General features: G+C 41.7%; 19 protein-coding genes and 1 tRNA gene. 9 read left to right on the top strand and 11 right to left on the bottom strand.

Annotated elements, in window-relative coordinates:
- Positions 1–177 precede the first annotated feature (177 nt).
- From dinB to ABT310_RS08130, 3 genes are all read left to right on the top strand, one after another.
- Positions 178–1,392, top strand: coding sequence for a DNA polymerase IV (gene dinB, locus ABT310_RS08140; RefSeq protein ID WP_375323407.1), 1,215 nt, complete (start codon positions 178–180; stop codon positions 1,390–1,392).
- Between the two features lie 173 nt (positions 1,393–1,565).
- The gene (locus ABT310_RS08135; protein WP_375323406.1) at positions 1,566–4,565 is read left to right on the top strand and encodes a DNA polymerase III subunit alpha; all 3,000 of its coding nucleotides are present in this window, start codon (positions 1,566–1,568) and stop codon (positions 4,563–4,565) included.
- Positions 4,566–4,614: 49 nt separating this feature from the next.
- Positions 4,615–6,915 carry an FdhF/YdeP family oxidoreductase gene (locus ABT310_RS08130; protein WP_375323405.1) on the top strand — a complete coding sequence of 767 codons (2,301 nt, stop codon included), beginning with the start codon at positions 4,615–4,617 and terminating at the stop codon, positions 6,913–6,915.
- 1 nt (position 6,916) lies between these two features.
- Here ABT310_RS08130 and ABT310_RS08125 read toward each other — a convergent pair whose 3' ends face one another.
- Positions 6,917–8,095 (bottom strand): acyl-CoA dehydrogenase family protein, encoded by a 1,179-nt coding sequence (locus tag ABT310_RS08125; protein ID WP_375323404.1) that lies wholly within the window; start codon positions 8,093–8,095, stop codon positions 6,917–6,919.
- Positions 8,096–8,139: 44 nt separating this feature from the next.
- Positions 8,140–8,850, bottom strand: coding sequence for a tRNA1(Val) (adenine(37)-N6)-methyltransferase (locus tag ABT310_RS08120; RefSeq protein ID WP_375323403.1), 711 nt, complete (start codon positions 8,848–8,850; stop codon positions 8,140–8,142).
- Positions 8,851–9,067: 217 nt separating this feature from the next.
- Here ABT310_RS08120 and ABT310_RS08115 point away from each other — a divergent pair, with 217 nt between their 5' ends.
- Positions 9,068–9,655 (top strand): hypothetical protein, encoded by a 588-nt coding sequence (locus tag ABT310_RS08115; RefSeq protein WP_375323402.1) that lies wholly within the window; start codon positions 9,068–9,070, stop codon positions 9,653–9,655.
- Between the two features lie 78 nt (positions 9,656–9,733).
- Here ABT310_RS08115 and rimM read toward each other — a convergent pair whose 3' ends face one another.
- A complete protein-coding gene (rimM, locus tag ABT310_RS08110) occupies positions 9,734–10,261 on the bottom strand; it encodes a ribosome maturation factor RimM (RefSeq protein ID WP_375323401.1) in 528 nt (175 codons plus the stop codon).
- Between the two features lie 11 nt (positions 10,262–10,272).
- On the bottom strand, positions 10,273–10,833 hold the full coding sequence (locus ABT310_RS08105; RefSeq protein ID WP_375323400.1) for a 30S ribosomal protein S16: 561 nt from the start codon (positions 10,831–10,833) through the stop codon (positions 10,273–10,275).
- A gap of 263 nt (positions 10,834–11,096) precedes the next feature.
- Between ABT310_RS08105 and ABT310_RS08100 the strand changes: the two genes are divergently transcribed.
- The 5 genes from ABT310_RS08100 (at position 11,097) to ABT310_RS08080 (ending at position 17,712) form a co-directional block, all read left to right on the top strand.
- On the top strand, positions 11,097–11,552 hold the full coding sequence (locus ABT310_RS08100) for a PA2169 family four-helix-bundle protein (RefSeq protein WP_375323399.1): 456 nt from the start codon (positions 11,097–11,099) through the stop codon (positions 11,550–11,552).
- A gap of 145 nt (positions 11,553–11,697) precedes the next feature.
- A complete protein-coding gene (gene dnaE / locus ABT310_RS08095; protein WP_375323398.1) occupies positions 11,698–16,083 on the top strand; it encodes a DNA polymerase III subunit alpha in 4,386 nt (1,461 codons plus the stop codon).
- A gap of 103 nt (positions 16,084–16,186) precedes the next feature.
- A complete protein-coding gene (trxA, locus tag ABT310_RS08090; RefSeq protein WP_090293224.1) occupies positions 16,187–16,504 on the top strand; it encodes a thioredoxin in 318 nt (105 codons plus the stop codon).
- Between the two features lie 80 nt (positions 16,505–16,584).
- Complete coding sequence (locus ABT310_RS08085) at positions 16,585–17,514, top strand: DUF58 domain-containing protein (RefSeq protein WP_375323397.1); 930 nt, start codon at positions 16,585–16,587, stop codon at positions 17,512–17,514.
- Between the two features lie 124 nt (positions 17,515–17,638).
- Positions 17,639–17,712 (top strand) — tRNA-Asp (locus tag ABT310_RS08080).
- A gap of 109 nt (positions 17,713–17,821) precedes the next feature.
- On the opposite strand, the gene ABT310_RS08075 is transcribed toward ABT310_RS08080, so the two are convergent.
- From ABT310_RS08075 to ABT310_RS08045, 7 genes are all read right to left on the bottom strand, one after another.
- Complete coding sequence (locus tag ABT310_RS08075) at positions 17,822–18,883, bottom strand: hypothetical protein (protein ID WP_375323396.1); 1,062 nt, start codon at positions 18,881–18,883, stop codon at positions 17,822–17,824.
- 197 nt (positions 18,884–19,080) lie between these two features.
- Entirely contained in the window at positions 19,081–19,686 is a 606-nt protein-coding gene (locus tag ABT310_RS08070; protein WP_375323395.1) for an MCP four helix bundle domain-containing protein, read from the bottom strand.
- 115 nt (positions 19,687–19,801) lie between these two features.
- Positions 19,802–20,170 carry a hypothetical protein gene (locus tag ABT310_RS08065; RefSeq protein WP_375323394.1) on the bottom strand — a complete coding sequence of 123 codons (369 nt, stop codon included), beginning with the start codon at positions 20,168–20,170 and terminating at the stop codon, positions 19,802–19,804.
- A gap of 36 nt (positions 20,171–20,206) precedes the next feature.
- Positions 20,207–20,626, bottom strand: coding sequence for a GreA/GreB family elongation factor (locus ABT310_RS08060; protein ID WP_375323393.1), 420 nt, complete (start codon positions 20,624–20,626; stop codon positions 20,207–20,209).
- A gap of 186 nt (positions 20,627–20,812) precedes the next feature.
- Positions 20,813–22,135 carry a sigma-54-dependent transcriptional regulator gene (locus tag ABT310_RS08055; RefSeq protein ID WP_375323392.1) on the bottom strand — a complete coding sequence of 441 codons (1,323 nt, stop codon included), beginning with the start codon at positions 22,133–22,135 and terminating at the stop codon, positions 20,813–20,815.
- A 2-nt stretch (positions 22,136–22,137) separates the two neighbouring features.
- Positions 22,138–23,232 carry a sensor histidine kinase gene (locus ABT310_RS08050; protein WP_375323391.1) on the bottom strand — a complete coding sequence of 365 codons (1,095 nt, stop codon included), beginning with the start codon at positions 23,230–23,232 and terminating at the stop codon, positions 22,138–22,140.
- A gap of 106 nt (positions 23,233–23,338) precedes the next feature.
- Positions 23,339–26,038, bottom strand: coding sequence for a DUF5695 domain-containing protein (locus ABT310_RS08045; RefSeq protein WP_375323390.1), 2,700 nt, complete (start codon positions 26,036–26,038; stop codon positions 23,339–23,341).
- Positions 26,039–26,052 lie beyond the last annotated feature (14 nt).

The following is a 26,052-nucleotide window of genomic DNA, read 5'->3' as shown; positions in this document are numbered from 1 at the left end:
AGCATCAGTTTGATGCTTCAACCTGATCCCAATCATCGCGACTGGAATCCAACACAACGTGACAAAGATATAATGATTTTTCGGAAAAAGGGCACCGAAAGTTGTTCATATCTATTTTATGGATTATTTCCTTTTTATTGGATTTATTCCATAATTTAGCTTTCCCTCAATTAAACAATGGAAAAAACGATCTTGCATCTAGACTTGGATACATTTTATGTATCCGTGGAGCGCATCATCAATACAGAGCTTAAAAATAAGCCCTTATTGGTAGGCGGCACCAGTGACCGTGGTGTGGTGGCCGCTTGTAGCTACGAGACCCGTGGATTTGGGGTGCATTCGGGCATGCCCATGAAAATGGCCAAGGAACTTTGTCCAGAGGCCGTGGTGATTCGTGGCAATGCAGGCACCTACAGCAAATATTCGGATGTGGTTACCGAAATCATTAAGGAACATGTTCCCCTTTTTGAAAAATCGAGTATTGATGAGTTCTATGCCGACCTATCGGGAATGGATCGTTTTTTTGGCTGCTACAAATATGCCACGGAAATGCGTCAGAAAATCATTCGGGAAACAGGCCTGCCCATTTCATTCGGATTATCCGTGAACAAAGTGGTTTCCAAAGTGGCTACCAATGAGGCCAAACCCAACAATCAGCTTAAAATAGATTTTGGTCTGGAAAAGCCTTTTTTAGCGCCGCTTTCCATCAAAAAGATTCCGATGGTAGGAGACAAAACCTATCAAACCCTCAGAAATTTGGGCATACGGCAGGTAAAGACCATTCAGGATATGCCCATGGACATTATGCAACGGGTATTGGGCGCCAACGGCCAAGTTATTTGGAAAAGAGCCAATGGCATAGACGATACACCCGTAATCCCGTTTCATGACCGAAAATCCATTTCCAACGAAAGAACATTTGATAAGGACACCATCGATGTCATCAAACTAAGGGGCATTTTGATTGCTATGACCGAGAATTTGGCCTACCAGCTACGTCGAGGTGATAAATTGACCGCCTGCATTGCCGTAAAGATTCGGTATTCCGATTTTAACACCTATTCCAAACAATCACGGATTCCGTACACAAGTGCTGACCATACCCTTATCCCAAAAATTTTGGAACTGTTCAATTCACTGTACAACAAACGAATGTTGATACGTCTCATCGGGATTCGATTCAGTCATTTGGTCTCGGGCAATTACCAAATCAACCTTTTTGAGGATACGGAAGAGACCTTGAACCTTTACCAAGCCATGGACCATGTCCGTAATCGGTTTGGAAGTCGAAGCGTACTGCGCGCCTCTGCCATGGGAGCAAAAACCATCGGGAGTATGCACAATCCTTTTAATGGGGAACCGCCAGTGGTTCTGGCTCATCGAAAACAGTAAACAATGAACCATTTCCAATAAACAATAACCAAATGTTACCTCAAGTCTTTCGACTACGCTCAAGATGAACTGCAGTCGAGAGGTGTTTTTTATACGTCGGTCTCATATCTCGACTGCGTTCGATATGACAGCTCGACCTCATAATTGAAATATTGATAATTGATAACTGACAATTGTATTTAAACTGCCACACATATTATAGTTTACGGTTCGGGACTTTCTCGGAAGTGGAGCTATTGCAATTGGCGCAACAAAACCACGTGACCCAATTGGTGCTCACGGACATCAACAACACCTCTGCGGGATTGAATTTTGTTCGAAAAGCCCCCAAATTTGGTGTAAAACCGATTTTGGGGATTGATTTTAGGAATGGAACCGAACCCTGCTTTATCGGCATTGCCCAAAACAATGAGGGGTACCTGGAACTGAATGATTTTTTGTCCAGCCATCTTCATGATGGTTCCAAGATTCCTGACCGCGCCCCTGCTTTTAAGAACGTGTTCGTGGTTTATCCTTTCGAGCAAGTATTGCTCAATGAGCTTGACCATTTTCAGGAACATGAATTCATCGGAATCTCCATCAAAGATCTGCGGAGGCTTCCCTTTTCCAAATTGGCATCGCTGACTAAAAAATTGGTGGTACAACAGCCCGTTACCTTTCGGAACAAACAGGATTTTAACGCCCACAGATTGCTCCGGGCCATCGACAACAATGTACTATTGAGCAAACTTCCAAAGGAAGAGGAAGCCAATGAGGAAGAAAAAATGTATCCCATCCAAAATCTGGCTGCGGCATTTTCAGAGTTCCCCTTTATTCTGGAAAACACGGAGAAACTGCTCAACAAGTGCAGCATCCACTTTGATTTTTCCAAGGACAGAAAGCCCCAAAACCTGAAAACTTTTTTGGGAAGCGTGGAAGAAGACGAGCAACTTTTGGAAAAACTCTGTGACGAGGGACTCCCATATCGGTATGAGGAAGTAAACGATTCCATCAAAAGTCGGTTGAACAAAGAACTGGATCTTATCAAAAAAATGGGGTTTGTCTCCTATTTCTTAATCAATTGGGACATTGTTTCCGAAGCAAGAAGACAGGGCTTCTTTTATGTGGGTAGAGGTAGTGGCGCCAACAGTATTGTGGCCTACCTGCTCCGCATTACGGATGTCGACCCCATGGAACTCGACCTCTATTTTGAACGATTCATCAACCTGTACCGCGCCAATCCACCCGATTTTGACATTGATTTTTCGTGGAAAGATCGTCCTGCCATGACGGAATACATTTTTGAACGCTTTGAACACGTAGCCCTACTCGGCACCTACGTTACTTTTAAGGAACGGGGCGTAATTCGGGAATTGGGAAAAGTATTCGGGCTGCCTCCACAAGACATTGATTTTCTGTTGACAGGGAGATATTCCCTCGACCAATTAGATCATGTATCCAAACTCGTACTGAAATACGGCAGCTTACTCAAGAACAAACCCAATTATTTGAGCATTCACGCAGGGGGAATTTTGATCAGTGACAAACCCTTGCATTGGTTTTCGGCCACCCATTTACCACCAAAAGGATTCCCTACCACGCAATACGATATGGTCATCGCCGAGGATGTGGGGCTGTACAAGTTTGATATTTTGGGTCAGCGCGGCTTGGGCAAGATCAAGGAAGCCTTGGAAATTGTAGCCTACAATCAACCTGAAAAACTTGGGGACATTGACATTCACGACATCAAGGGATTTAAAAAAGACCCCGTGATCAACAACCTGATCAAAACCGCGCAATGCATGGGCTGTTTTTATGTGGAGTCGCCCGCTATGCGCATGTTGCTCAAAAAACTACAGGTCGACAATTATTTGGGCTTGGTGGCTGCCAGTTCCATTATTCGTCCTGGCGTGGCCAAAAGTGGTATGATGCGGGAATATATTTTGCGCCATCGCAACAAGGGCAGAACCGAAGAAAAAGCACATCCGATTATGTTGGAGATTATGCCCGACACCTACGGGGTCATGGTCTACCAAGAAGATGTGATCAAAGTGGCCCATCATTTTGCAGGTTTGGACCTTGGTGAAGCCGACGTGCTCCGCAGGGGCATGAGCGGTAAATTCCGTTCACGAGAAGAGTTTCAAAAAGTGCAGGACAAGTTTATTTCCAATTGCAGAAAAAAGGGCTACGCAGAATCCTTGATTTCGGAAATATGGAACCAAGTGGCCAGTTTTGCGGGCTATGCTTTTGCCAAGGGGCACTCTGCCTCCTATGCCGTAGAGAGTTACCAAAGTTTGTTTTTGAGAACCTATTTTCCTTTGGAATATATGGTCGCCGTACTCAACAACGGTGGTGGATTTTACCGTTCGGAATTCTATGTGCACGATGCTCGTATGCTGGGCGCCACCATTCATCCGCCTTGCGTGAACAAAAGCATGGCCGTAAACCGCATTTATGGCACGCATATTTATTTGGGAATGATGTACCTCCGTGATTTGGAAAACAGGGTCATGGAACGTATCCTGAAAGAGCGCATGCTCCACGGAAGTTTTACTTCTTTGGAAGATTTCTTGGACCGGGTGTTCATCCGTATGGAACAACTTTCCATTTTGATCCGTATTGATGCATTTCGTTTTACGGGAATCAATAAGCACGAACTGCTTTGGAAAGCCCATTTGATGCTCTCCAAAAACGACCGATTGGAACACCCGAAGCTCTTTCCGCCCAGGCATCAAAAATTCCAAATGCCCCAGCTCAACACGACCAAATTGGAGACCGCTTTTGAGCAATTGGAACTCTTGGGCTTCTGCCTTTGCAGTCCTTTTGAATTGTTGGAAGAGCCTCCAAAAAACACCAACGGACAAAAAGATTTGGAGGCTTATCTCAACAAACACATCGACATTTATGGCTATCTGGTGACAGTGAAAAACACTTCGACCCATGACGGAAAACGCATGTATTTTGCCACTTTCGTAGATCAATTTGGTGAAGTATTCGATACGGTGCTCTTCCCTCCCGTGGCGGCCAAATATTATTTCAGAGGAAAGGGCATCTACCGTTCTTATGGCAAGGTGGTGGAAGAATTTGGTTTCTTGAGCATTGAGGTCATCAAAATGAAAAAAGAAAGTTACATCCAAGATCCTCGTTATGCCGATATGCGAACGAGCAAAAAATTACTGGAGCAAAAGAAGTGAGCGGAATACCGTAACTTAGGGTAACATTTCAAAAAAATCCTCAAGGTCCATGAAAAAAGAATTCACTAGAAAAGTTTCACTCACAGGAGAAATCAAATTTACTGGACTGCGACTTAAGGAACCCATGCACCATTCTGCTGGATTCCTTGGGGTGAAAGAGGCTTTACGACATACCTTCAAGGAGATGGGGATTGCCAAGTCCATGAAAACCCTTGCAGAAATGAACCAGGAAGATGGTTTTCGATGCCCCAGTTGTGCTTGGCCTGTTCCAAAAAACCCCTCTAACATAGCAGAATATTGTGAAAATGGAGCAAAGGCCTTGGCTGATGAAGCCACCAAGGATCATATTGGGGCAGACTTCTTTTCCAAAAATTCTGTAGAGGAATTGTCACTTTTGAGTGATTACGAACTCAACAAATTGGGGCGCGTAGTGGAACCTATGGTTTTACGACCCAACAGCATCCATTATGAGTCTATAGATTGGTCAGAAGCCTTTGATTTGATTGCTGAAGAATTGCACCAATTGAACCATCCGAACGAGGCCATTTTTTATACTTCGGGGCGATCCAGTAACGAAGCAGCTTTTTTATATGGCATGTTCGCCCGAGCTTTTGGCACCAATAATATGCCCGACTGTTCCAATATGTGTCACGAATCTTCAGGAGTGGCCTTATCACAAACGCTTGGCATTGGAAAAGGTTCGGTAACGCTTGATGATCTTCATGGTGCGGAAGTGGTTTTGGTGGTAGGACAAAATCCAGGTACCAACCATCCTAGAATGTTGTCCGCTTTGGAAAAATGTAAAAAGAATGGCGGAAAAGTCATCAGCATCAACCCATTGGCCGAAACAGGTCTGGTTAGTTTTAAAAATCCGCAAAAGGTATCGGGTATCTTGGGTCATGGCCAAAAGATAGCTGATCTGCATCTTCCTGTTCGTATCAATGAAGACGTAGCCCTAGCCAAACTAATCCTGAAAAAATTAGTCACTTTAGATGCGCAAAACCCAGATATTTTGGACCATGAGTTTATTGTGGAATATGTGGATGGATATGACGAATTAATCGAAGACCTATCCAAATACGAAATCGAAGAACTGCAGCGCAGAACGGGTGTTTCCATGCGTAAAATTGACAAAGCAGTGCAACTGTTAGCAGAAAAATCAAACATTGTGATTTGCTGGGCCATGGGCATCACCCAACATAAAAATGCCGTCAACTGCATTCAGGAATATGTGAACATTCTCTTGTTGAAAGGAGCCATCGGAAAACCATTTGCAGGCACTTGTCCTGTTCGAGGCCATAGTAATGTGCAAGGTGATCGTTCCGTGGGCATTATGCATTACGTGAACAAGACTTTAAACAAAAAAATAAAGGAACACCTCCAATTTGACCCACCCACCGAACAAGGGTATGACACCGTGGAAGCCATTAAGGCGATGTACGAGAAAAAGGCCAAAGTTTTTATTTGTTTGGGAGGAAACTTCGTGATGGCAGCTTCGGATACGCAATACACCGCAGAGGCCATTGAAAATTGTAACCTAACCGTTCAAATCAGCACCAAATTGAACCGAAGTCATTTAGTGACAGGAAAAACGGCACTTTTATTGCCCACTTATGGTCGGTCTGAAAAGGACGAGAAAAAAGGGGAACTTCAATTCCTGACCATGGAAAGCAGTATGGGAAAAGTAAGACAAAGCAAAGGTCTCCTTCCCCCTGCCTCGGAACATATTAAAAGTGAGCCCGAGATTATTTCACAAATGGCCCATGCCTATTTTAAAGGGGAACACCCTATGGATTGGCAGGCCTTGGGTCAAGACTACAATCTCATTCGCGATTTGATTGATAAGACGGTAAAAGGGTTTGAAAATACCAGCGAACAATCCAAAGGATTTGGCTATTATTTGCCCAACAATGTTCGCGAACGGAATTTTCGAATGCTTCCGAACGGGATGGCACAGTTGACCATCAACCTACTTTCAAAGCATCAACTTAAACCCGATGAATTGTTATTGATGACGATTCGCTCCCACGATCAATTCAACACCACCATTTATGGACTCAATGATCGCTATCGAGGCATTTATAATGAAAGAAGAGTGGTTTTTATGCACGAGGATGATATGAAAGATAGAAACCTCAACAAATTGGATGTGGTTAACTTGCACAGTCTTTATGACGACATCCAACGTACAGCAGAACAATTTTTGGTGATTCCGTACGAAATTCCCAAAGGGAATATGGCTGCCTATTTCCCGGAGACCAATTTATTGGTCCCGCACAATCAGTTTGCAGACAAGAGTCAGACTCCTATCAGCAAATCCATAAAGGTGACTGTCGAAAAAGTTTCTTGAATTATTTAAAAGCTGGTATTCCGGTGATGTCTGCACCGGTAATCAACAAGTGGATGTCATGTGTGCCTTCATAAGTGATCACACTTTCCAAGTTCATCATATGGCGCATTATGCTATATTCACCTGTAATTCCCATGCCACCCAACACTTGCCTGGCTTCCCTGGCAATTTTAATGGCCATTTCCACATTGTTTCGCTTTGCCATGGAAATTTGGGCCGTTGTGGCCCTTCCCTCATTTTTAAGCTGACCCAAACGGAAAGCCAATAATTGCGCTTTGGTGATCTCGGTAATCATTTCGGCCAATTTCTTTTGCTGAAGTTGATAAGCTGCAATAGGCTTTCCAAACTGGATACGTTCTTTGGCATAACGGAGTGCGGTATCATAACAATCCATAGCGGCACCGATGGCTCCCCAAGCAATTCCGTAGCGGGCAGAATCCAAACAACCTAGTGGCGCTCCCAACCCACTTTTGCCAGGCAATAGATTTTCCTTTGGAACTTTTACATTATCAAATATTAACTCGCCCGTAGCCGAAGCACGAAGCGACCATTTGTTGTGTGTTTCTGGAGTGGAAAAACCCTCCATTCCTCGTTCCACAATCAAACCATGAATTCGACCTTCTTCGTTCTTAGCCCAAACAACGGCAACATCGGCAAAAGGGGAATTGGAAATCCACAATTTGGCTCCATTCAACACATAATGGTCTCCAGCATCCTTGAACTTAGTTTCCATTCCACCCGGATTGGAACCGTGATTGGGTTCTGTTAACCCAAAACACCCCATCCACTCACCAGTAGCCAACTTGGGCAGGTATTTTTTTCGCTGCTCTTCCGAACCGTAGGCAAAAATGGGATACATTACCAAGGAAGATTGTACCGAAGCCGTTGAACGAACCCCACTATCTCCTCGCTCAATTTCTTGCATAATCAACCCATAACTTATCTGATCTAAGCCCGCTCCGCCATATTCTTCGGGAATGTATGGGCCAAAAGCTCCGATTTCTGCCAATCCACCAATAATCTGCTTCGGGAATTCAGCTTTTTGGGCATATTCCTCGATTATGGGAGACACATCTCGCTTTACCCATTGGCGTGCAGCATCGCGCACCAATTTATGCTCACCTGAAAGCAAATCATCCAAATTGTAATAGTCGGGGGCTTCGAATAAGTCGGGTTTCATTCAGTTTAATTTTGAATCAAATATAACATTTAGCTTTGGTATTGTTACATTTTTAAATAAAATGCTTTCGTAAGTTCAATATACTCTTTTGTGTATTTATGACGACCATGCTCTATAGTCAATTCGTCAACCTTAGTTTCCACTTTTTTTCTTCCAAATTCGAGCAAGCTCCTTTTAAAATCTGCATCCGGATTTCCCTTTACTCTTGTGATGCGATTAGGGAACAATCCAACATTGGAACACAATTTTTTAAAATTAGATTCTTCTTTATGGGGAATAATGACCGCGAAACGTCCATTTTCACTCAATAGTTTTGCAACGCCTTCCACCAATTCCTCAAAAGGAAGCGAACTGTTCTGTCTTGCCTTGTCCCTTGCATCATCCCCGCTACCCACTTCTTCAGCGTAGAAAGGTGGATTGGAAATAATCAAATCATATTTCTCATCCATTTCATCCACAAATTCATCAAAACCTACATGATAACAGAAAAGTCTGTCTCCCCAAGGTGAGGCCTCAAAATTAGCCACGCATTGTTCATAGGCATCGTCATCCAATTCTAGGGCATCGATAAGTTCAGCTTGAGAACGCTGGGCCATTTGCAAGGCTATCAATCCTGTTCCGGCTCCAATATCCAAAATGGAATACGGTTGCTGGTCCAATGACGCCCAGGCACCTAAAAGCACACCATCGGTGCCGACCTTCATGGCGCATTGATCTTGATGAATGTTGAATTGTTTAAACTTAAATATTCCCATTACACAAAGGTAACTGGAAAACTTGCCAAACTAAACAATGAGGCCTTGTACTGTAATTGAAAAACTTCCGTCAATTCAAAACAAGCATTCATTGGTTGAAACAGGCCATCCGTTAGATCGCACCAATTTCTTCAAAATCTAAAGACTTATTTCGTGACCCAAATAACGAACAGGTTAATTCCTATTCCATAAAATTCCAATTCTTAAACATCTTATTATGAAGAAAATTTTAGTTGCGATGGCCATTATTACAGGTACATTCCAAATGGTACAAGCGCAAGAAGAAGGCAAATTCCGTGCAGGACTTGATTTTGGTTATACGATGCCTGATGGTGGAGGTGGTATTTCTACCGCATTTGAGGCCAAATACAATGTTGCCGATAATATGAACGTAGGTATCCGTTTCGAATCCGCAGCCATGGCCAAAAACGTTAAGGCAACAAATGATGTTTCAGAAATTGAAGCAAACTTAGCAGCTAGTTCATCCTATTTGGGAACTTTTGACTACTATTTCCATAATGGTAGTTCCTCCTTTGCTCCATTCGCAGGAGCGGGTATTGGATATAGTATGCTTGCAAATCTTGATTTTGATTCTCAAGTAACAGATGAAGAATTCGATGTTGATGGAAAATTTGGTGGCCTTATCCGCGCCGGTTTTGAGTGGGGAAAATTTCGTACCGCAATCAATTATAATCTTATCGGCAAATCTGAGATTGGAGAAGGTATTGAAGCAATTGAAGTAAAAAACTCTTACTTAGGTATTTCCTTAGGGTTCTATGTGGGTGGAGGAAAATGGAAAAAATAAAACTGGCTTTTCAGTTCTATACCAACAACCACGAAAAGGGCGGCCAATGGCCGTCCTTTTTATTTATAAACAAGTCTTTTATCCTAAATACAAATCCACCAAACCTTCGGGAGTTTTCACATGGATGGTTTGGTTTTCACGGTCCACTTTAGTGATAATCTCATCACTCACAGGAATCAGAAGTTCCTTACCGTCTTTTTCCACTTCAAAAAGATCTTGGGAAGCACTATCGTTCACCGCAACAATTTTTCCAATATCGCCGTGTACTTCATCCATCATCGTAAACCCGATCACTTCGTGAAAGTAAAATTGGTTCCCTTTTAATTTGGGTAACATGGTCAGGGGCAAATACAATTCAGACCCAATGATCTTATCCGCAGTGGGTTCGTCCTTTACCTCTTCAAAATCGATACGAAGTAAATTGGATTTGTGGAGTCGACAGCGGTCAATAAAAAATGGAACCAGATTGTTTCCCAAAGAAACAAATACTGATTCCATATTTTCGTATATATCGGGTTCATCGGTGTCCAATTTTACCAACACCTCGCCCTTAAAGCTATATTTTGAAACGACTTTGCCCAGGTAGAAACAGTCTTCCTTGCGCATCGTCCTCGTTTCTATTCTTCTTCTTTAGCAGCTTCTTCGGCAGCAGGAGCCTCAGCTTCTGGGGTAGCTTCCTCTGCAGCAGCCTCAGCAGTCTCTTCAGTAGCTTCCTCAGCTACTTCTTCTTCCGGAAGTGCAGCAGCAGCTCTCTTTTCGTTTACTTCTTTCTCAGCAGCCAACGCTTTTGCTCTTTCTTCAGCCTCAGCTTTGCTCAAACCATCTTTTTTGGCTTGGATTGCAGCTTCTTTCTCTTCCAACCAAGCGTTGAATTTCTCCTCAACTTGCTCTTCGGTCAATGCTCCTTTGCGAACTCCACCTAACAAGTGGTGCTTCAACAAAACACCTTTGTAAGAAAGAATAGCTCTAGCAGTATCGGTAGGTTGTGCACCATTCTGTAACCATTTTACAGAACCATCAATATCTAAATCGATAGAAGCTGGATTGGTATTTGGGTTGTACGTACCCAATTTTTCCAAAAATTTACCGTCTCTTTTTGCTCTGGAATCTGCGGCAACCACCCAATAAAATGGTTTACCTTTTTTACCGTGTCTCTGAAGTCTAATTTTAACTGGCATATCACATTAATTTGTAGGGTGCCCGACCCTGGTTATTAATTCTATTTAATCGCTTATCTGTTAAGCGGGTGCAAATATACACTTATTTGTTTATAGTGCAGTATTTATGGTAAAAAAGTTAAATGCTTTTAACAACTGAGCCTCAAACCGTTAAACTTAATTTAAACCACCGCAACTATTTGTAGTTCTGCACTTTAATCATATCTTTTATAATGAAGTCATCGAAAGTCGATGGCCAATAACCGATAAAATGTAGAGAGATTATGAAGTACACTGTAGAAATGTCGAACAAATTGAACGAACTTTTGGAAAAAACCTATGATGCTGAAAAAGGATTTAGACAAGCAGCTGAAAAGGTAGACAATAAAACCATAAAGCAATTCTTTATGGATCGTGCCAAACAAAGGTATAATTTTGGGCAAGATCTTAAAGCCGAAATTAAGGCTTTTGGGCAGCATCCTGAAAAAGGAGGAAGCGCCAAAGGAACGCTCCACCGATCTTGGATTGATTTTAAATCATTATTTAGCAAAAATATGGAGGAAGCTATGTTGGAAGAAGTAAATCGTGGCGAAAATGAAGCCATTGAAACTTACAACGACATATTGCACGATAAAGAGTTTGTACTACCACCATCCACTGAAGCTTTACTGATGAGACAAAGAAATGCCATCAGGGAAACCTTGGAAACAGCAAACATATTTGAATCAGCAGTATCCTAATTCCAAAAGTCACTAGATACAATTTTAAAAAGCTGGGGATTATTCCCAGCTTTTTTTAGTTAATAACTCCTCACAACTCTTTTTTACCAAATCTATCTTCTTCAGTAATTTTATCTATTCTTTTTTTGATAGAGAACCTTAGCCTATGTACCTGATTTTTGATACGGAGACCACTGGATTGCCCAAACGTTGGGACGCCCCTATTACCGATACCGACAACTGGCCTAGATGTGTGCAGATTGCATGGCAGTTGCACGATGAGATGGGAAATTTAGTGGAACATCAGGATTTTTTGGTGCGTCCCGAAGGGTTTAACGTTCCCTATGAAGCAGAACAAATTCACGGCATTTCCACTGCATTGGCTGAGCAAGAGGGGGAGTCTTTGGAATATGTTTTGGCGGCTTTCAATAAAGCTTTGGCCCAAACCAAGTTTATTGTGGGGCAAAATGTAGGCTTCGATGTGAACATTATGGGGTGCGAATTCCACCGTAAAGGAGTGGAAAACGGTATGGAAAACCTTCCAATTCTTGATACCTGTACCGAGCATACCGCAGAACTGTGTAAAATTCCAGGGGGGCGTGGTGGTAAATTCAAACTGCCGACCTTGACCGAATTGCACGAGTTCCTTTTTGGAGAACCTTTTGCCGAAGCGCACAATGCAACCGCAGATGTTGAGGCCACCACACGTTGTTTTTTGGAGCTGGTAAGAAAAAAACAATTCAGCACTCAAGAGCTGGATGTGCAGCCTGATTATTATGAGCGTTTCTCCGAGGCCAATCCAAAAGAGATTGAGCTTATCGGATTAAAGCACATCAACCTAAAGGCGGCTTCCAAAAAAATCGCAGACGCCCTTTGGGCCCAGGATACGGGCGAAATCTCTGAAGCGGAAATCCAAGAGAACATTCAAACTCTTGAGGATGCTCCCTTTGCCCACTTGCACAACCATTCCCAATTTTCGGTATTGCAATCCACCATCAATATTAAGGATCTGGTCAAAGCTACCGCACAAAATAAGATGCCTGCTGTTGCCCTTACCGACCATGCCAATATGATGGGTGCCTTTCACTTTGTAAAAGAGGTTATGGCACACAACAAAGCCGCAAAAGACAAAAACGCCGAACTTGAAGCCAACGGAGAGCAACCTACTGAAACTGAAATCAAACCCATTGTAGGTTGTGAATTCTTTGTTTGTGAGGACCATACCAATAAAAATGTAAAAGATTACGGGCATCAGATCGTGTTGTTGGCCAAAAACAAAAAAGGGTACCACAATCTGGCCAAAATGTCGTCCATTGCCTATACCGATGGATTTTACTACGTGCCTCGAATCGACAAAAAAATTGTGGAGCAATACAAAGAAAATGTGATTGCCCTCACGGGAAACCTTTATGGTGAAGTCCCCAATAAAATTTTGAATGTTGGTGAAAAACAGGCTGAAGAAGCTTTGCTTTGGTGGAAAGAGCAATTTGGGGATGATTTCTATATCGAAATTATGCGTCACGGTCAAGAAGATGAAGACCGCGTAAACCAAGTGCTGCTGCAAATGGCCAAAGACCATAATGTAAAATTGGTAGCCACCAACAACACCTATTATTGTGATAAAAAAGATGCCGAGGCCCACGATATTCTGCTATGTGTAAAAGATGGGGAAAAACAATCTACCCCCATTGGTCGAGGTCGAGGATATCGTTATGGATTGCCCAACCAAGAATATTATTATAAGTCTTCGGATGAAATGAAGGAACTCTTTAAAGATGTTCCCGAAGCTATCCTAAATATAAAGGAGATTGTGGACAAGGTGGAACCTTATAACCTTGCCAGTGATATTTTGCTTCCTAAGTTTTCTATTCCAGATGAATTTAAAGTAGCCGAAGATGATGAGGATGGAGGTAAACGAGGGGAAAATGCCTATTTGAGGCACATCACCTACGAAGGAGCCAAAAAAAGGTATGGGGAAATCACTCCTGAAATCTCCGAGCGTATCGATTTTGAATTGGAGACCATCCAAAACTCGGGCTACCCGGGTTACTTTTTGATTGTTGAAGATTTCATCCGAGAAGCGCGAAACATGGGGGTTTCTGTGGGTCCAGGTCGTGGTTCAGCGGCAGGTTCGGTGGTTGCTTATTGTTTAACCATTACCAACATTGATCCTCTTAAGTACGATCTGCTTTTTGAGCGTTTCTTAAACCCGGACAGGGTGTCCATGCCCGATATTGATATTGATTTTGATGATGAAGGTCGTGGCCGTGTAATGGACTATGTAATCAATAAATATGGTGCCAATCAGGTGGCGCAGATCATCACCTACGGAACCATGGCAGCCAAAAGTTCCATTCGGGATACGGCTAGAGTACTAGATCTTCCATTGAGTGATGCCGACCGTATAGCTAAACTTATACCCAATATGTCCAAACTGGGTAAGATTTTTGGGGTGCCCGAAGCCGATTTAAAGAAAAAATTCCGTTCCGAAGAACTGGATAAAGTCAACGAGCTGTTGAACATTTCCGAAGGGGACGATTTGGAAGGCCAAACCGTGAACATGGCCCGAGTGTTGGAAGGTTCGGTGAGAAATACTGGAATCCATGCTTGTGGGGTGATCATTACACCAGACGATATCACCAATTTCGTGCCTGTTTCGGTTGCCAAGGATTCAGATTTGTACGTAACCCAGTTTGATAACTCGGTGGTGGAAAGTGCGGGTCTTCTGAAAATGGATTTCTTGGGATTGAAAACCTTGACGTTGATCAAGGACACCGTGAAAATTGTGAAGGCAAGAACGGGCATTGATTTGGTTCCTGATGATTTTCCGCTAGATGATGAGAAGACTTACGAACTTTTCCAACGTGGAGATACGGTAGGGATATTCCAATACGAATCACCCGGGATGCAAAAGCACATGAAAACCTTGAAACCAACGGTTTTTGATGACTTGATTGCCATGAACGCGCTGTATCGTCCGGGCCCCATGGAATATATTCCGAGTTTTATTGCGCGAAAGCACGGTGAAGAAGAAATCACCTATGATCTTCCGGATATGGAAGAATACTTGAAGGAAACTTACGGAATTACGGTGTACCAAGAGCAGGTGATGTTGCTTTCCCAAAAACTGGCCGGGTTCTCCAAAGGTGATGCGGACGTTCTTCGAAAAGCCATGGGGAAAAAGATTTTCGCCCTACTGGAAAAACTAAAGCCCCAATTTTTGGATGGGGGAGAAAAAAATGGACATCCGCGTGATGTTCTGGAAAAGATTTGGAAGGACTGGGAAGCTTTTGCCTCCTACGCTTTCAACAAAAGCCACTCTACCTGCTACGCCTACATTGCTTACCAAACGGCTTATTTAAAGGCCCACTACCCTGCCGAATACATGGCCGCAGTATTGTCCAACAACATGAACGACATTAAGCAGGTGACTTTCTTTATGGAAGAATGCAAACGGATGGGATTGCAAGTTTTGGGCCCAGATGTAAACGAATCGTATTACAAATTCGCCGTAAACAAGGAAAACGCGGTCCGTTTTGGGATGGGCGCCATTAAAGGAGTAGGGCGTTCTGCAGTGGAAACCATAGTGGAAAACAGAAAGGAAGGCGGACATTACAAATCCATTTTTGATATGGCAAAACGAATAGATCTTCGTGCTGCCAACAAAAAAGCGTTTGAAAATTTGGCTTTGGCAGGTGGATTTGATTCCTTTTCCGACACACATCGTGCTCAATATTTCCATGATGAAGGGGACGGAATCACCTTTTTGGAAAAAGCAGTAAAATACGGTGCTAAGTTCCAAGAGAATGAGAATTCCTCCCAAGTAAGTTTGTTTGGGGAAGCAAGTGACGTGCAAATTCCCGAACCCATAATTCCACCCTGTGAAGAATGGGGTACCATGGAAAAACTTCGGAGAGAAAAAGAGGTGGTCGGGATTTACTTATCGGGCCACCCATTGGATGATTTCAAAAAAGAGATTACTGCATTTTGTAATAGTGATGTTTCTGCCTTTTCCAATTTGGAGAATTTTGTGAACCGTGAACTTACGGCCGCAGGTGTAATTACCGATGTGCAGCACCGCGTTTCCAAAAATGGAAAAGGATGGGGCTTGTTCACCATGGAAGATTATAACGAATCGTACGAGTTTCGAATTTTTGGTGAGGAGTATCTAAAGTTCCGTCATTTTCTTATGATCAACTCGTTTGTATACGTACGCGCTTACGTAAAAGAGGGTTGGGTCAACCGAGATACCGGCAAAAAAGGGGATCCACGATTACAGTTCAATGATTTTAAACAGCTTCAAGATGTGATGGAAGCCTTTGCCAGAAAGCTCACCATCAAATTGAACCTTGATAAATTACAGGAAAGTAGAATTCAAACTTTAAAGGACACCCTCAACATGCACAAAGGGGATCACCCGTTGAGTTTTGAAGTTTATGAAATGGAAGAGGAAATCAAACTACAGCTATCCAGTCGAAAACAGAAGGTAAAGATTAACAGTGAGTTGCTTTCCGAATTGGAAGCCCATGAAATTCATTACAAATTAAATTAAACCATAATTATTGCCAATGGCGCAATAACTAAAACGAATATGCTGAGTGTAAGTTATATGTACATTATTTGACTAACTTTGCATAATATTAAAAAGAGATAAAATGGCATTAGAAATAACAGATGCGACTTTTGACGAAGTAGTTTTGAAAAGCGATAAACCTGTACTTGTTGACTTTTGGGCAGCTTGGTGCGGACCTTGTAGAATGGTTGGACCAATCATTGAAGAAGTAAGCCAAGAATATGATGGTAAAGCCGTGGTTGGCAAGGTAGATGTTGATGCTAATCAACAATTTGCAGCCAAATATGGTGTGCGTAACATTCCTACCGTATTGGTTTTTAAAGGTGGAGAAGTGATTAACCGTCAAGTTGGTGTATCTCCTAAAAAGGTTTATACCGACGCTATCGACGCGGCTTTATAATATTGTTTTTATAATGGAATTAGAAAAGGTTTGGCAAATGCCAAGCCTTTTTTGTTTTATCTTGTCGCAAGAAAGCACCTATGGACGTACGCTCGGAATTACATAAAGCCCAACTTTTTCAGAATCTGGAGCTCTTGGCCAATCAGATTGTAGAAGGATTTATCAGTGGGATTCATAAAAGTCCTTTTCATGGGTTTTCAGCCGAGTTTGCCGAGCATAAAATCTACAATCCTGGCGAAAGCACACGGCACATTGATTGGAAATTGTTTGCCAAAACGGACCGATTGTACACCAAACGATTTGAGGACGAAACCAATCTACGATGCCATATGATTTTAGATAATTCGGCATCCATGTATTATCCCGAAGTAAAAAATCCATCGATTGAAAACCTCAACAAAATTGGTTTTGGTATACTGGCCATTGCCACTTTGATGCAAGTGTTGAAAAAACAACGGGATGCTGTTGGGTTGAGCATTTACTCGGACAACTATGATTTTCACAGTTCGGAAAAGAACAGTGAGCGACATTTTCAGATGTTGTATTCTAAATTGAATGAGGTTGCCTCCCATCAAAATCCATCATCGACCACAAAGACGTACACCTACCTGCACCAGATTGCAGAGAAAATCCACCGTAGAAGTATGATTTTTTTGTTTACGGATATGTTTCAGACCGAAACAGAGGAAGCCAAGCTTTTTGAGGCGCTCCGTCACCTCAAGTATAATAAGCATGCTGTGGTTTTATTTCATTTATTGGATTACGAACACGAATTGAATTTTGATTTTGACAATGCTCCCAAGCGATTTGTAGATGTGGAGACGGGTGCGCACGTTGATTTATATGCGGACTCCATTAAAAAAGCCTATGCGGAAAAGGTGAATCAGTATCAAGAAGAGCTCAAATTAAAGTGCGCTCAATATCGTATTAAATATGTAGGTGTGGATATTAAATCGGATTTCTCCCAAGTATTGAATTCCTTTATGATCGAGCGTCAAAAATTTGTTTGATCACTTTTTTAAAAAAATGTTTTGTCCAATCCGAAATGAGAATGTATATTTGCACTCGCTTTAAAAAAGCAAATGAACAAGATTTGAATCCTGCTGTTGCAGGAGTCTTTTAGATAAAATCATTGGTCTGGTAGTTCAGTTGGTTAGAATACCTGCCTGTCACGCAGGGGGTCGCGGGTTCGAGTCCCGTCCAGACCGCAAAAAAGCTCCGAGAAATCGGAGCTTTTTGCTTTATAGATATTCATGAAACAATAAAAAAACCGGTATTTTTCAATACCGGTTTTGCTTTTTCTATATAGAATTTGAATTAATCACAGTGGCCTGGGCCTATTTCACCTGTGTTATAGGAATCCAAAACATCATTGATGTAAATAAATTCTTTTCTTAATTCATCATCACCTGATAAGTCATCAATTTCAGCTGGATTATACATCTCAAACAGTTCCAAAGCTGCTGCCAAGGCATCATCAACCTCTTCTGGAGAAGAAGCTTCATTTGCTACGTTTAGTGTTGCTGCAATATATTGGTGTGCGGCTTGGAAGTACGCATTTCCTTTAGGAGCTGTTTTCAAAACTTCTTGCCAAGTCATACCACTTAAATAGAAAGTATCATCTCTGTCGTAAGGAGCTGGCCAAGGACCTTTCTTCGTATTTTTCCAATACCCTTGAGTTAAAGTACAACCAGATTCTTCCTCTTCTTCAACGCTTAGGCAAAACTCATCCAATGCACCAGAACCATTAAAAGTAACGACCAGTTTGGCAATGCCGGCAGTATTCACTTCAACTACTTGTTGTGTTCCGTCTTCGATACTTAAAATCTCACCACTTGCAATGAGAACGTCTCCCGCATCATAGGCAGCCCATTCACCGGCCTCTTCGTTATCAATGGTCACAAAACTGTTCACATCAACGGTACCGCTACCAAAAGCACTAAAGTCTAAAGTAATAATACCACCTGGAGGCGCTTGATCATCAGGTTCTACCCCATCAAGGTCCTCAGAAATAATTAAGACTTCTTGATGATCTTCACCGGCAACGACCAAATCCTCATCACCGCCTGTAGGGTTATCGGTATCAAAAATCATAGCATGGTTTTCATCTGATGCGCCAACACTTAAATTTTCGCCATAAACCATTACAGAACCGGGGATTTCCACACCAGATATTCCGTTTCCTGAAGATACGGACTCCACAATCAAACCGCGGTCCAAACCATTAAAATCAATCAAGGCATCGCAAGATACATCCATTGTTAAGTTTGTTGGCGTTAATAGGGTTTCTTCATCGAAACCTTCATTGCTACATGCTGCGAATAATAACAAGGCTGGAACCAGCAAACTTCCAGTCTTTGAGTAATTCAAAGTTTTCATTTTCATTGAAATTTAGAATATGATTATTTTCTTATGTGTATGGATAGTGTAATATTCCAATAACATCTGAAATTACCATATCATAATTTCCTTAACAAAAATGAAAGGGTTTTTTAGCTTATCTGCTTTTTAATACGTCAAAAGGTACCAAATCAATAATTTAAGGAAATTTTACACACTTTAATAATTTGACGAATTTAGTACCAAGTAGGCCGTTTGTTTGGGTAAAAAACTATAAAAAGAAATAAGATTCCGATAACGGTTAAAAAACCGATTTCGAGGCTGGAAAGTAGTTTGCTCACCTTAAGTGATTTTTGTGACCTGTGAGTCAGTTCTTGAGCTACGGTCAGTTGAACTTCGGCAAGTTCGTCCAAGTTGGAGTTGATATCCTCCAAAACGTTGCTCAATTGTATCCTAGTGCTAGCATCATCCGTCACCCGGCCTTCCAATTGCTGTAGTTGCGTAAAATTAGCTCGTAATTCATTAAAATAAGCTGACTCCTCAACCGTTAGTTCCGTATCTGCAAAATCATTAAAAATGCGATGGATGTTTGCGGTTAACACCTCCTTTTTTTGCTGAACGCCCACTTTATTAAGTTGTATTTCTTTGTCATGAAACAGATTATTGAGCTGGTAAATGTATTCCTGAGCCACTAATCTATCCTCATAAACAGAACTTACGGTTTGCTCCAAAATGTTATAACTTCTTCTATTCAATCTGTTGGATGCCAACACTAAAAAAAATGCGATGGCTAGAATAAACCCGACATTGATTCGCTGTTTTATCGTCATTTTGTTTGGCATAACTGTTGATTTTTTAAGTTTAAGAATCCTTTTGAAAAAGTTGAAGAAGTAACCTGTCCGCTCCTTTGAGCAAATCGAGAAACTTGGAGCGAACAGGAATCATCAATCAATCTAACTACAAAGTGTTCAACTCCCCAGATTGAAGGGCACTTTGTATATCTGCAGAAACCACGGCATGGGTGTTAAAAAACTTTCTGCCATCGGTTCTTTTAATTTTTACCTGAAGAGTGCCATCCTTTGCTTCTTTTATAGCAGTTACCACTACCTTGTTTCCTTCCACCGTTTTATAGTTGGCAATGCCTCCCTTTTTAATGATAAAATTGGCTCTTGGAAAATCTATATGTTTGTAAGTGGGGGTTTCGGGTCTACCTATTTCAAATACATCCCCTACTTCCACCTTTTGGAATTCCACATTTTGATTGGTCTGTGCCTTAACCATAGCTGTGGTCATTACGAACATTAGTGCTAAAATTATCTGTCTCATATTTATATATTTAGGGTTAAAAATTATTTTCTTTCTTTAAAAATCTATATGGGAATACAATCCCGAATATTTTTGTTTTGGCCCTTCTACCTCGATGATCTTAAAAACATCCTTATTCTTAAATTGAATTCCATCGCCTGAGGCCAACCCAATCAACTTGGCGCCCATGGTACTCACTACGGACAATTTTCCAGCTTGTTGGTTTTCTTCCGTTGGCATCACAATTTGAAAGTTTTGAATCGTGCCATTCATGGTCGATATTTTTACTTCCGAGTATAATCTGACTACATCCTTTGGCATTTCATCATCACTTACAATAATTGCTCGCTCTACCTTTTTACTCAAGTGTGCCAATGCATTCTTATGGGCAACATCTTCGTAGTGCTTGTGAAAGTTCAGGATTCTTTTAATCACTAAATATTCTTTCTTCTCCACTATTAAACTTCCATATTTCATTAGGACAATCAAGTATTTTTTTCAACTCGATATATAAAAGGCAAAGGGTGTGCCATTTAAAAGATAAAAATCACAATTATCCATATAACTATTTGATATATAATATATTAAATAATTTTAAGAGCTGTAGGCTGAGACACAGAATCGGGGCATTTCTCCCCGGCTGGGGCATTTTTACCCAGTGGATTACTTTAATTTTTCGCGAAGTGTCTTTCGGTCTATTTGAAGAATTTCGGCAGCTTTGGTCTTATTGCCTTTAGTGTATTGCAGTACTTTTTGGATATAGTCCCGTTCAAGGTCACGAAGGGGTAGATATCCTTTATTAGGAAAGTCAATTTTATATTTAAGTTCTTCCGGTAATTCTTTTAGAGTGATTTTTCTGTCGCACATAATAACTGCCCTTTGAATCACATTTTCCAATTCCCGAATATTGCCTGGCCATGAATACCGCTGCAAAACCTCAAGTGCTTGAGGATCTATTTGCACTATATGATCTTTGTACTCCACACCATATTTGAACAAAAATCGATTGACCAAAAGTGGAATATCATCTTTTCGTTCTCGTAATGGCGGAACTTTTATGCTCACGACGCTGAGTCTATAATACAGGTCTTCCCTGAACATCTTTTTTTCAATGAGTTCTTCCAAATCAATATTGGTCGCCGCAATAACTCGCACTTCTAACTTTTCTGCTTTATGGGAGCCTATCTTGGTCACTTCCTTTTCTTGCAATACTCGTAGCAATCTTGTTTGAACTGGCAAAGGCGCATCCCCTATCTCATCCAAAAATATGGTTCCATTATTGGCGGCCTGAAAAAAACCGTTCCTAGTCTCATTGGCGCCCGTAAAAGCCCCTTTGGTATAGCCGAAAAGCTCGGCTTCCAATAAATTTTCCGGAATCGCTGCACAGTTCACCGCCACAAAGGGATTACGGGCAAACTTTCCTGAATAATGAATAGCCCGGGCCACAAGTTCCTTTCCGGTTCCACTTTCGCCTCGCACTAAAATGGTCGCTCTATTGTCCCTTACGCGATCAATAATTTCGGTTACCTTTTGAAAAGCTTCTGACTCCCCAATCATATCGGCATAGCGATTTGAGGTACTTTCCGATTTGGGTATGGGTTTTTTCTTTTTAGGTGCTGTGCTAGTCAGCGATTTCTTTACCGCCTCGGCCAGTTCCTTTTTAGTGAAGGGTTTGGTTAAATAATCGGTGACCCCAGACTTAAATACATTAAATGCATCCTCTGCAGAGGGGAAACCGGTAACCACTAATTTAGGCATGTCAGGAAAATGCTCAGCCGTGTACTTCACCAATTCAATCCCATTGATCTCAGGCATATTCACATCGGTGATCAACAAATCCACAGGAGTATCCTTTAGGATATACAATGCTTCCTTTACCGAGACTGCCTTAAACGTATGGAAATTCATAGATTCCAAATGCCTTTGCAGCAGCTCCAAAATCTGAATATCGTCATCGACCAATAATATGTTCTCCTTTTTTAGCAATGTTAGGTGCTTTTTGGAAATTCCATGGTAAAGATAGTGCCTGTAGGTGTATTTGGCCTATGGATAATTTTACCTTGATGACTCTGAATAATCCCATGAACCACGCTCAGCCCTAAACCTGAACCTTCGCCAATTGGTTTTGTGGTAAAAAATGGTTCAAAAATATGTTCGTCCTCTTCTTCTGAAATTCCACTGCCTTCATCTGAAATGGTAATGATAACCTTGCTCTTTTCATCTTTTACATCGACGCTTATGGTACTTTTTGGCGGCGAAAAATAAATGGCATTCACAATTAAATTGAAAACCACCTGGGTCAATTGTACCTTATCTATCCGCAGAAATATTTCGTCTGCAGATGTTGCGAAAGAGCATGTGATATTTTCTTTGGCCAAGGTAGTGCGCATGAGCGCAATGGCATTTTCAAGCACAGGAACAATATCCAACAATTCCTTCTCCTGTGGAATTTCGCAAGCGAAGAACATCAATTTCTTCACTACTTCCCTAGAAAAAATGGTATTGGTGATTATTTTATCCAAATCCTTTGATGCTTGAAGGTCATCCTCTACTCTCTCCTTTAAAAGTTCGGTAAAACCCAAAATATTGGCAAGTGGCGTATTGAGTTCGTGGGCAATCCCAGCAGTGATTTCACCCAAAATCCGCAAACGGTCCGCCTGTTCCACCTGTCTTCGAATGCGGGCTTCATTATCTTTTATTTCCTTCCTTTCCAGAAGATTACCAACTTCCAAACACACATTATCCAACAACTGTTGCTCTTCCAACAAAAAATCTTCCAAGGTATATTTTGGACTTGGGTACCCTACCTTGATGCGACCCTCCCTTTTATTGAAAATGGTAATGGGAGATTCCATAAAAACGTATTTCTCTCCTTTTTCCTCTGTTTGAATATCATAGGGCCCGACTTGTAAACTCACATAGGTTTCCTCGTCAAATTGCCAAGCAATTTCAAGGCATTGCACAATACCTTTCAATGCGGTTTCAACATCATCATAATCACAATGCACAATCAAAGAGGTTACCTCGTATAAACAGGTTAGCTCCTTGATGCGTTCCTTTAATTTTTGTTCAGCAGTATGCAAGTGTACTTCATTAAAAGTTCAGCCTTTAAATTACGGTTTTCCCTTTAAATAAAATAGGCTCGTTTAAATCTGCAGTGATTTATCGTTGACTTTCGGAGTAGAACTTTTACAGTTTGATTACAGTTTCTTTCTTACCCAATTTAATTTGATAGGCGCCCCTAACTTTTTTGTAAGGAAGTTCAAGCTCGTCTCTTGTTCGTAAGTACGCAAAAGGGGTGTGTTCAGTACTAGCCTCCAATGTTAGGGTCACCGCTCCTGTTTTTTCATTGTAGTCCACTTTTTCAAACGAGCCAGCATCCAAGGTAAGCCAAAGCTTTTTCGGAGCGATAAACACTCTGGATTTGGCTGCTGTAGTCAATTCCATTTCCACAACATCGCCTTTTTTAGACAAATTACCTCCAAAGGCCAACCAGCCCATATCTTTATCCTTTGTTAGATAAGAAGAAGTATTTACCGCATACCCATAAAACCCAGAGCCATAATCTCCCGATATTCCATCAATTTTTAAGGTAGAGGGATAGGAATGAAATGCAGCAGGACCAAAACCATCTTGGGTAATATTGGAAATTCCACCCAAAAGTCCTCCGTAACCCACTTTTAATAAATAGAGGTCATCTGGGTTTTTACGGTAATGACTCAACACAGGAATGGCATTGAGCGATGAACCATAGTGGTGGATTTGCCGTTCGACCCGCGAAGTTTTGCCTGCTTTGCCTCCGTATAGAAAATCCCAATACCTTCTGGCGTTGCCGTTGTAGGCCCAGTGGGAAATGGTAGGCATATAGGCTAAAATGGCATTAAGGGTAACATTGGCCTTATAATCGTAGCCAAAATAACTGGACCACATATACACTTCTTCCTGTCCCGTGGAATCCCATGGCATTTCACTCCCGAAAGGATAATCCAACGCTCGCCAATGGTTGGCTCTTTCTTTCATGCGTTCCTCCAACTCCGTAGCCATTTCGGTTAGCCCTTCATTTTTTAAATCTTCCAAAATAAAAAGAAACACGGAACCTTCCATCTGCCCAAATTGGGCATAATAAGGTGCATGCTCCACCATGGCAACACTTGTCTGATAGGCGTTCTCCAAATACCAATCCCAAGCTCTGTTATCCACCAATCCCTCATGGTAGCGAGACAATCGGTAGAGCACCCAATAGGCAGCCGCTACGTGTGGATAATTATAGGACCTTCCTAAGTCATTGGCATGCTCATGGTCCCAAGCTGCCCAAGTGTTGTAATTTATGGTTTCGCTGTAGGTGCCTTTGGGCAAAGAATCAGGTTCATAATAAAACAAGCTCTTTTTAACCCCATATTTTTGGGGTCCGTCATTGTTTTGAATACCACCCCAAAGCGTTTCATCAATAAATCCCTGTATTTTTTGGATTTCTTCTTTATCAGGTTGCACCAACTGTTTCATGACCGCAGCCAACCAACTTCCCGCTCCTCCTTCGTCACTCAATCCACTAATCCAAACGCGTCCATCTTGCACTACTTTTTCTTTTTTCTCGTAATCGTAACTTATGGCCGATGGGCTTCTACCAAAAGGGTCGTTGGGGTCATCGAACCATTGTTCCGTAGTCAAAAAATGGCCAAAATCTTTCACCATCTCAGCTTCTGGCTTAATGACCTTGTAGTTTACGGTTTGTTCCACGCCGTTTTTATAGGTTATGGTAAGCCTCGCCCTACCCCATTTTTTACCTTGAACCATGTACTTTTTCTTTTCTGATGCAGTATTTCCAGCCTCCTTGATTACCAATACACCTTTGGGTTCTACTTTAATAGATGCAATTTCACTTTTATACTCAATGAACAATTGACCTTCTACATCCTGAGGGAGCACATAGCCTGGTACACCGACAGCAAGAGGGTGTTCTTCTTTTACTAGGCTTTCCTGAATATTTTTGATGCCTTCAGCAAGCACAAATTTTAAAGCGAAGTTTTTTGATTCCTTTGGTTGAAGTATTAAAGAAGTTGGAGTGTTCCAATGCTCCACACCTTTCCATTCGTTTTCTGCATAAGCTTTGCTATGAACCATCCATTCATGAAAACCTTCAAAAACGATACTTCTAGGGGTAGGATCATCCAATAAAGGCCTGTAAGCTTCAAAAGCCATATTCTCTTTCGGAAGCACTAAAAGTGTGGGACCTTTCCCGCTCAATCTTTTCACTTCCAAATAACCCGCATCCATTCCGATGTACGGATCAAAGAAAACGTTCTGGGCATGGGTCTCAATCAAAGATTTACCTTCTAAAATATTGTTGAATACCATAGGAACACCCAAAGCCCCAATCTCAACTGGGGTATCTTGTTTGTTGGTGATTTCGAAACGCATGACCAATTGGTCGTTTTCAACTTCGTAATATCGCTTAACGGCAACAGGGATATCATTGGGTAAGGTGTTGGCCAAATCGGCCGCAGCCAATACATTCCCATTGGTTTCCAAAGCTTGAACCTTGGCTCGTGAAGTGGCAGTGGAGTAATCTTTCCAAACCCCATTGGCATCTTTTATTCTAAGGTTGATATCCCCTAAATGATATAGGCTATCCTTATCCCTGATTTCCAATCGCTCTCCAGGTGTAAAATCAAAATATGGCTCACCATTGGGTCTAAGGGCAGCAACTGTTTGTGAAGCTTTGACCAACTTTAATTGAAAATCCGGAGTATTGAATTTTAGATACACATCAGCAACACCCAAGGTGGATTCCCTCTGCTCAACCCTACTCCAATAAGTTTGTTGTGCCTTTAAAGTTAATGTGGTCAATAAACAAACTACCGAGACTATCCAATACTTCACATGCTTCATTATTCTGCCAGTTT

The organism is Flagellimonas cixiensis, assembly GCF_042134615.1.
Lineage (GTDB): Bacteria > Bacteroidota > Bacteroidia > Flavobacteriales > Flavobacteriaceae > Flagellimonas > Flagellimonas cixiensis.
The sequence above is the reverse complement of the archived record's forward strand: the minus strand, read 5'-3'. Positions and strand labels throughout refer to the sequence as shown.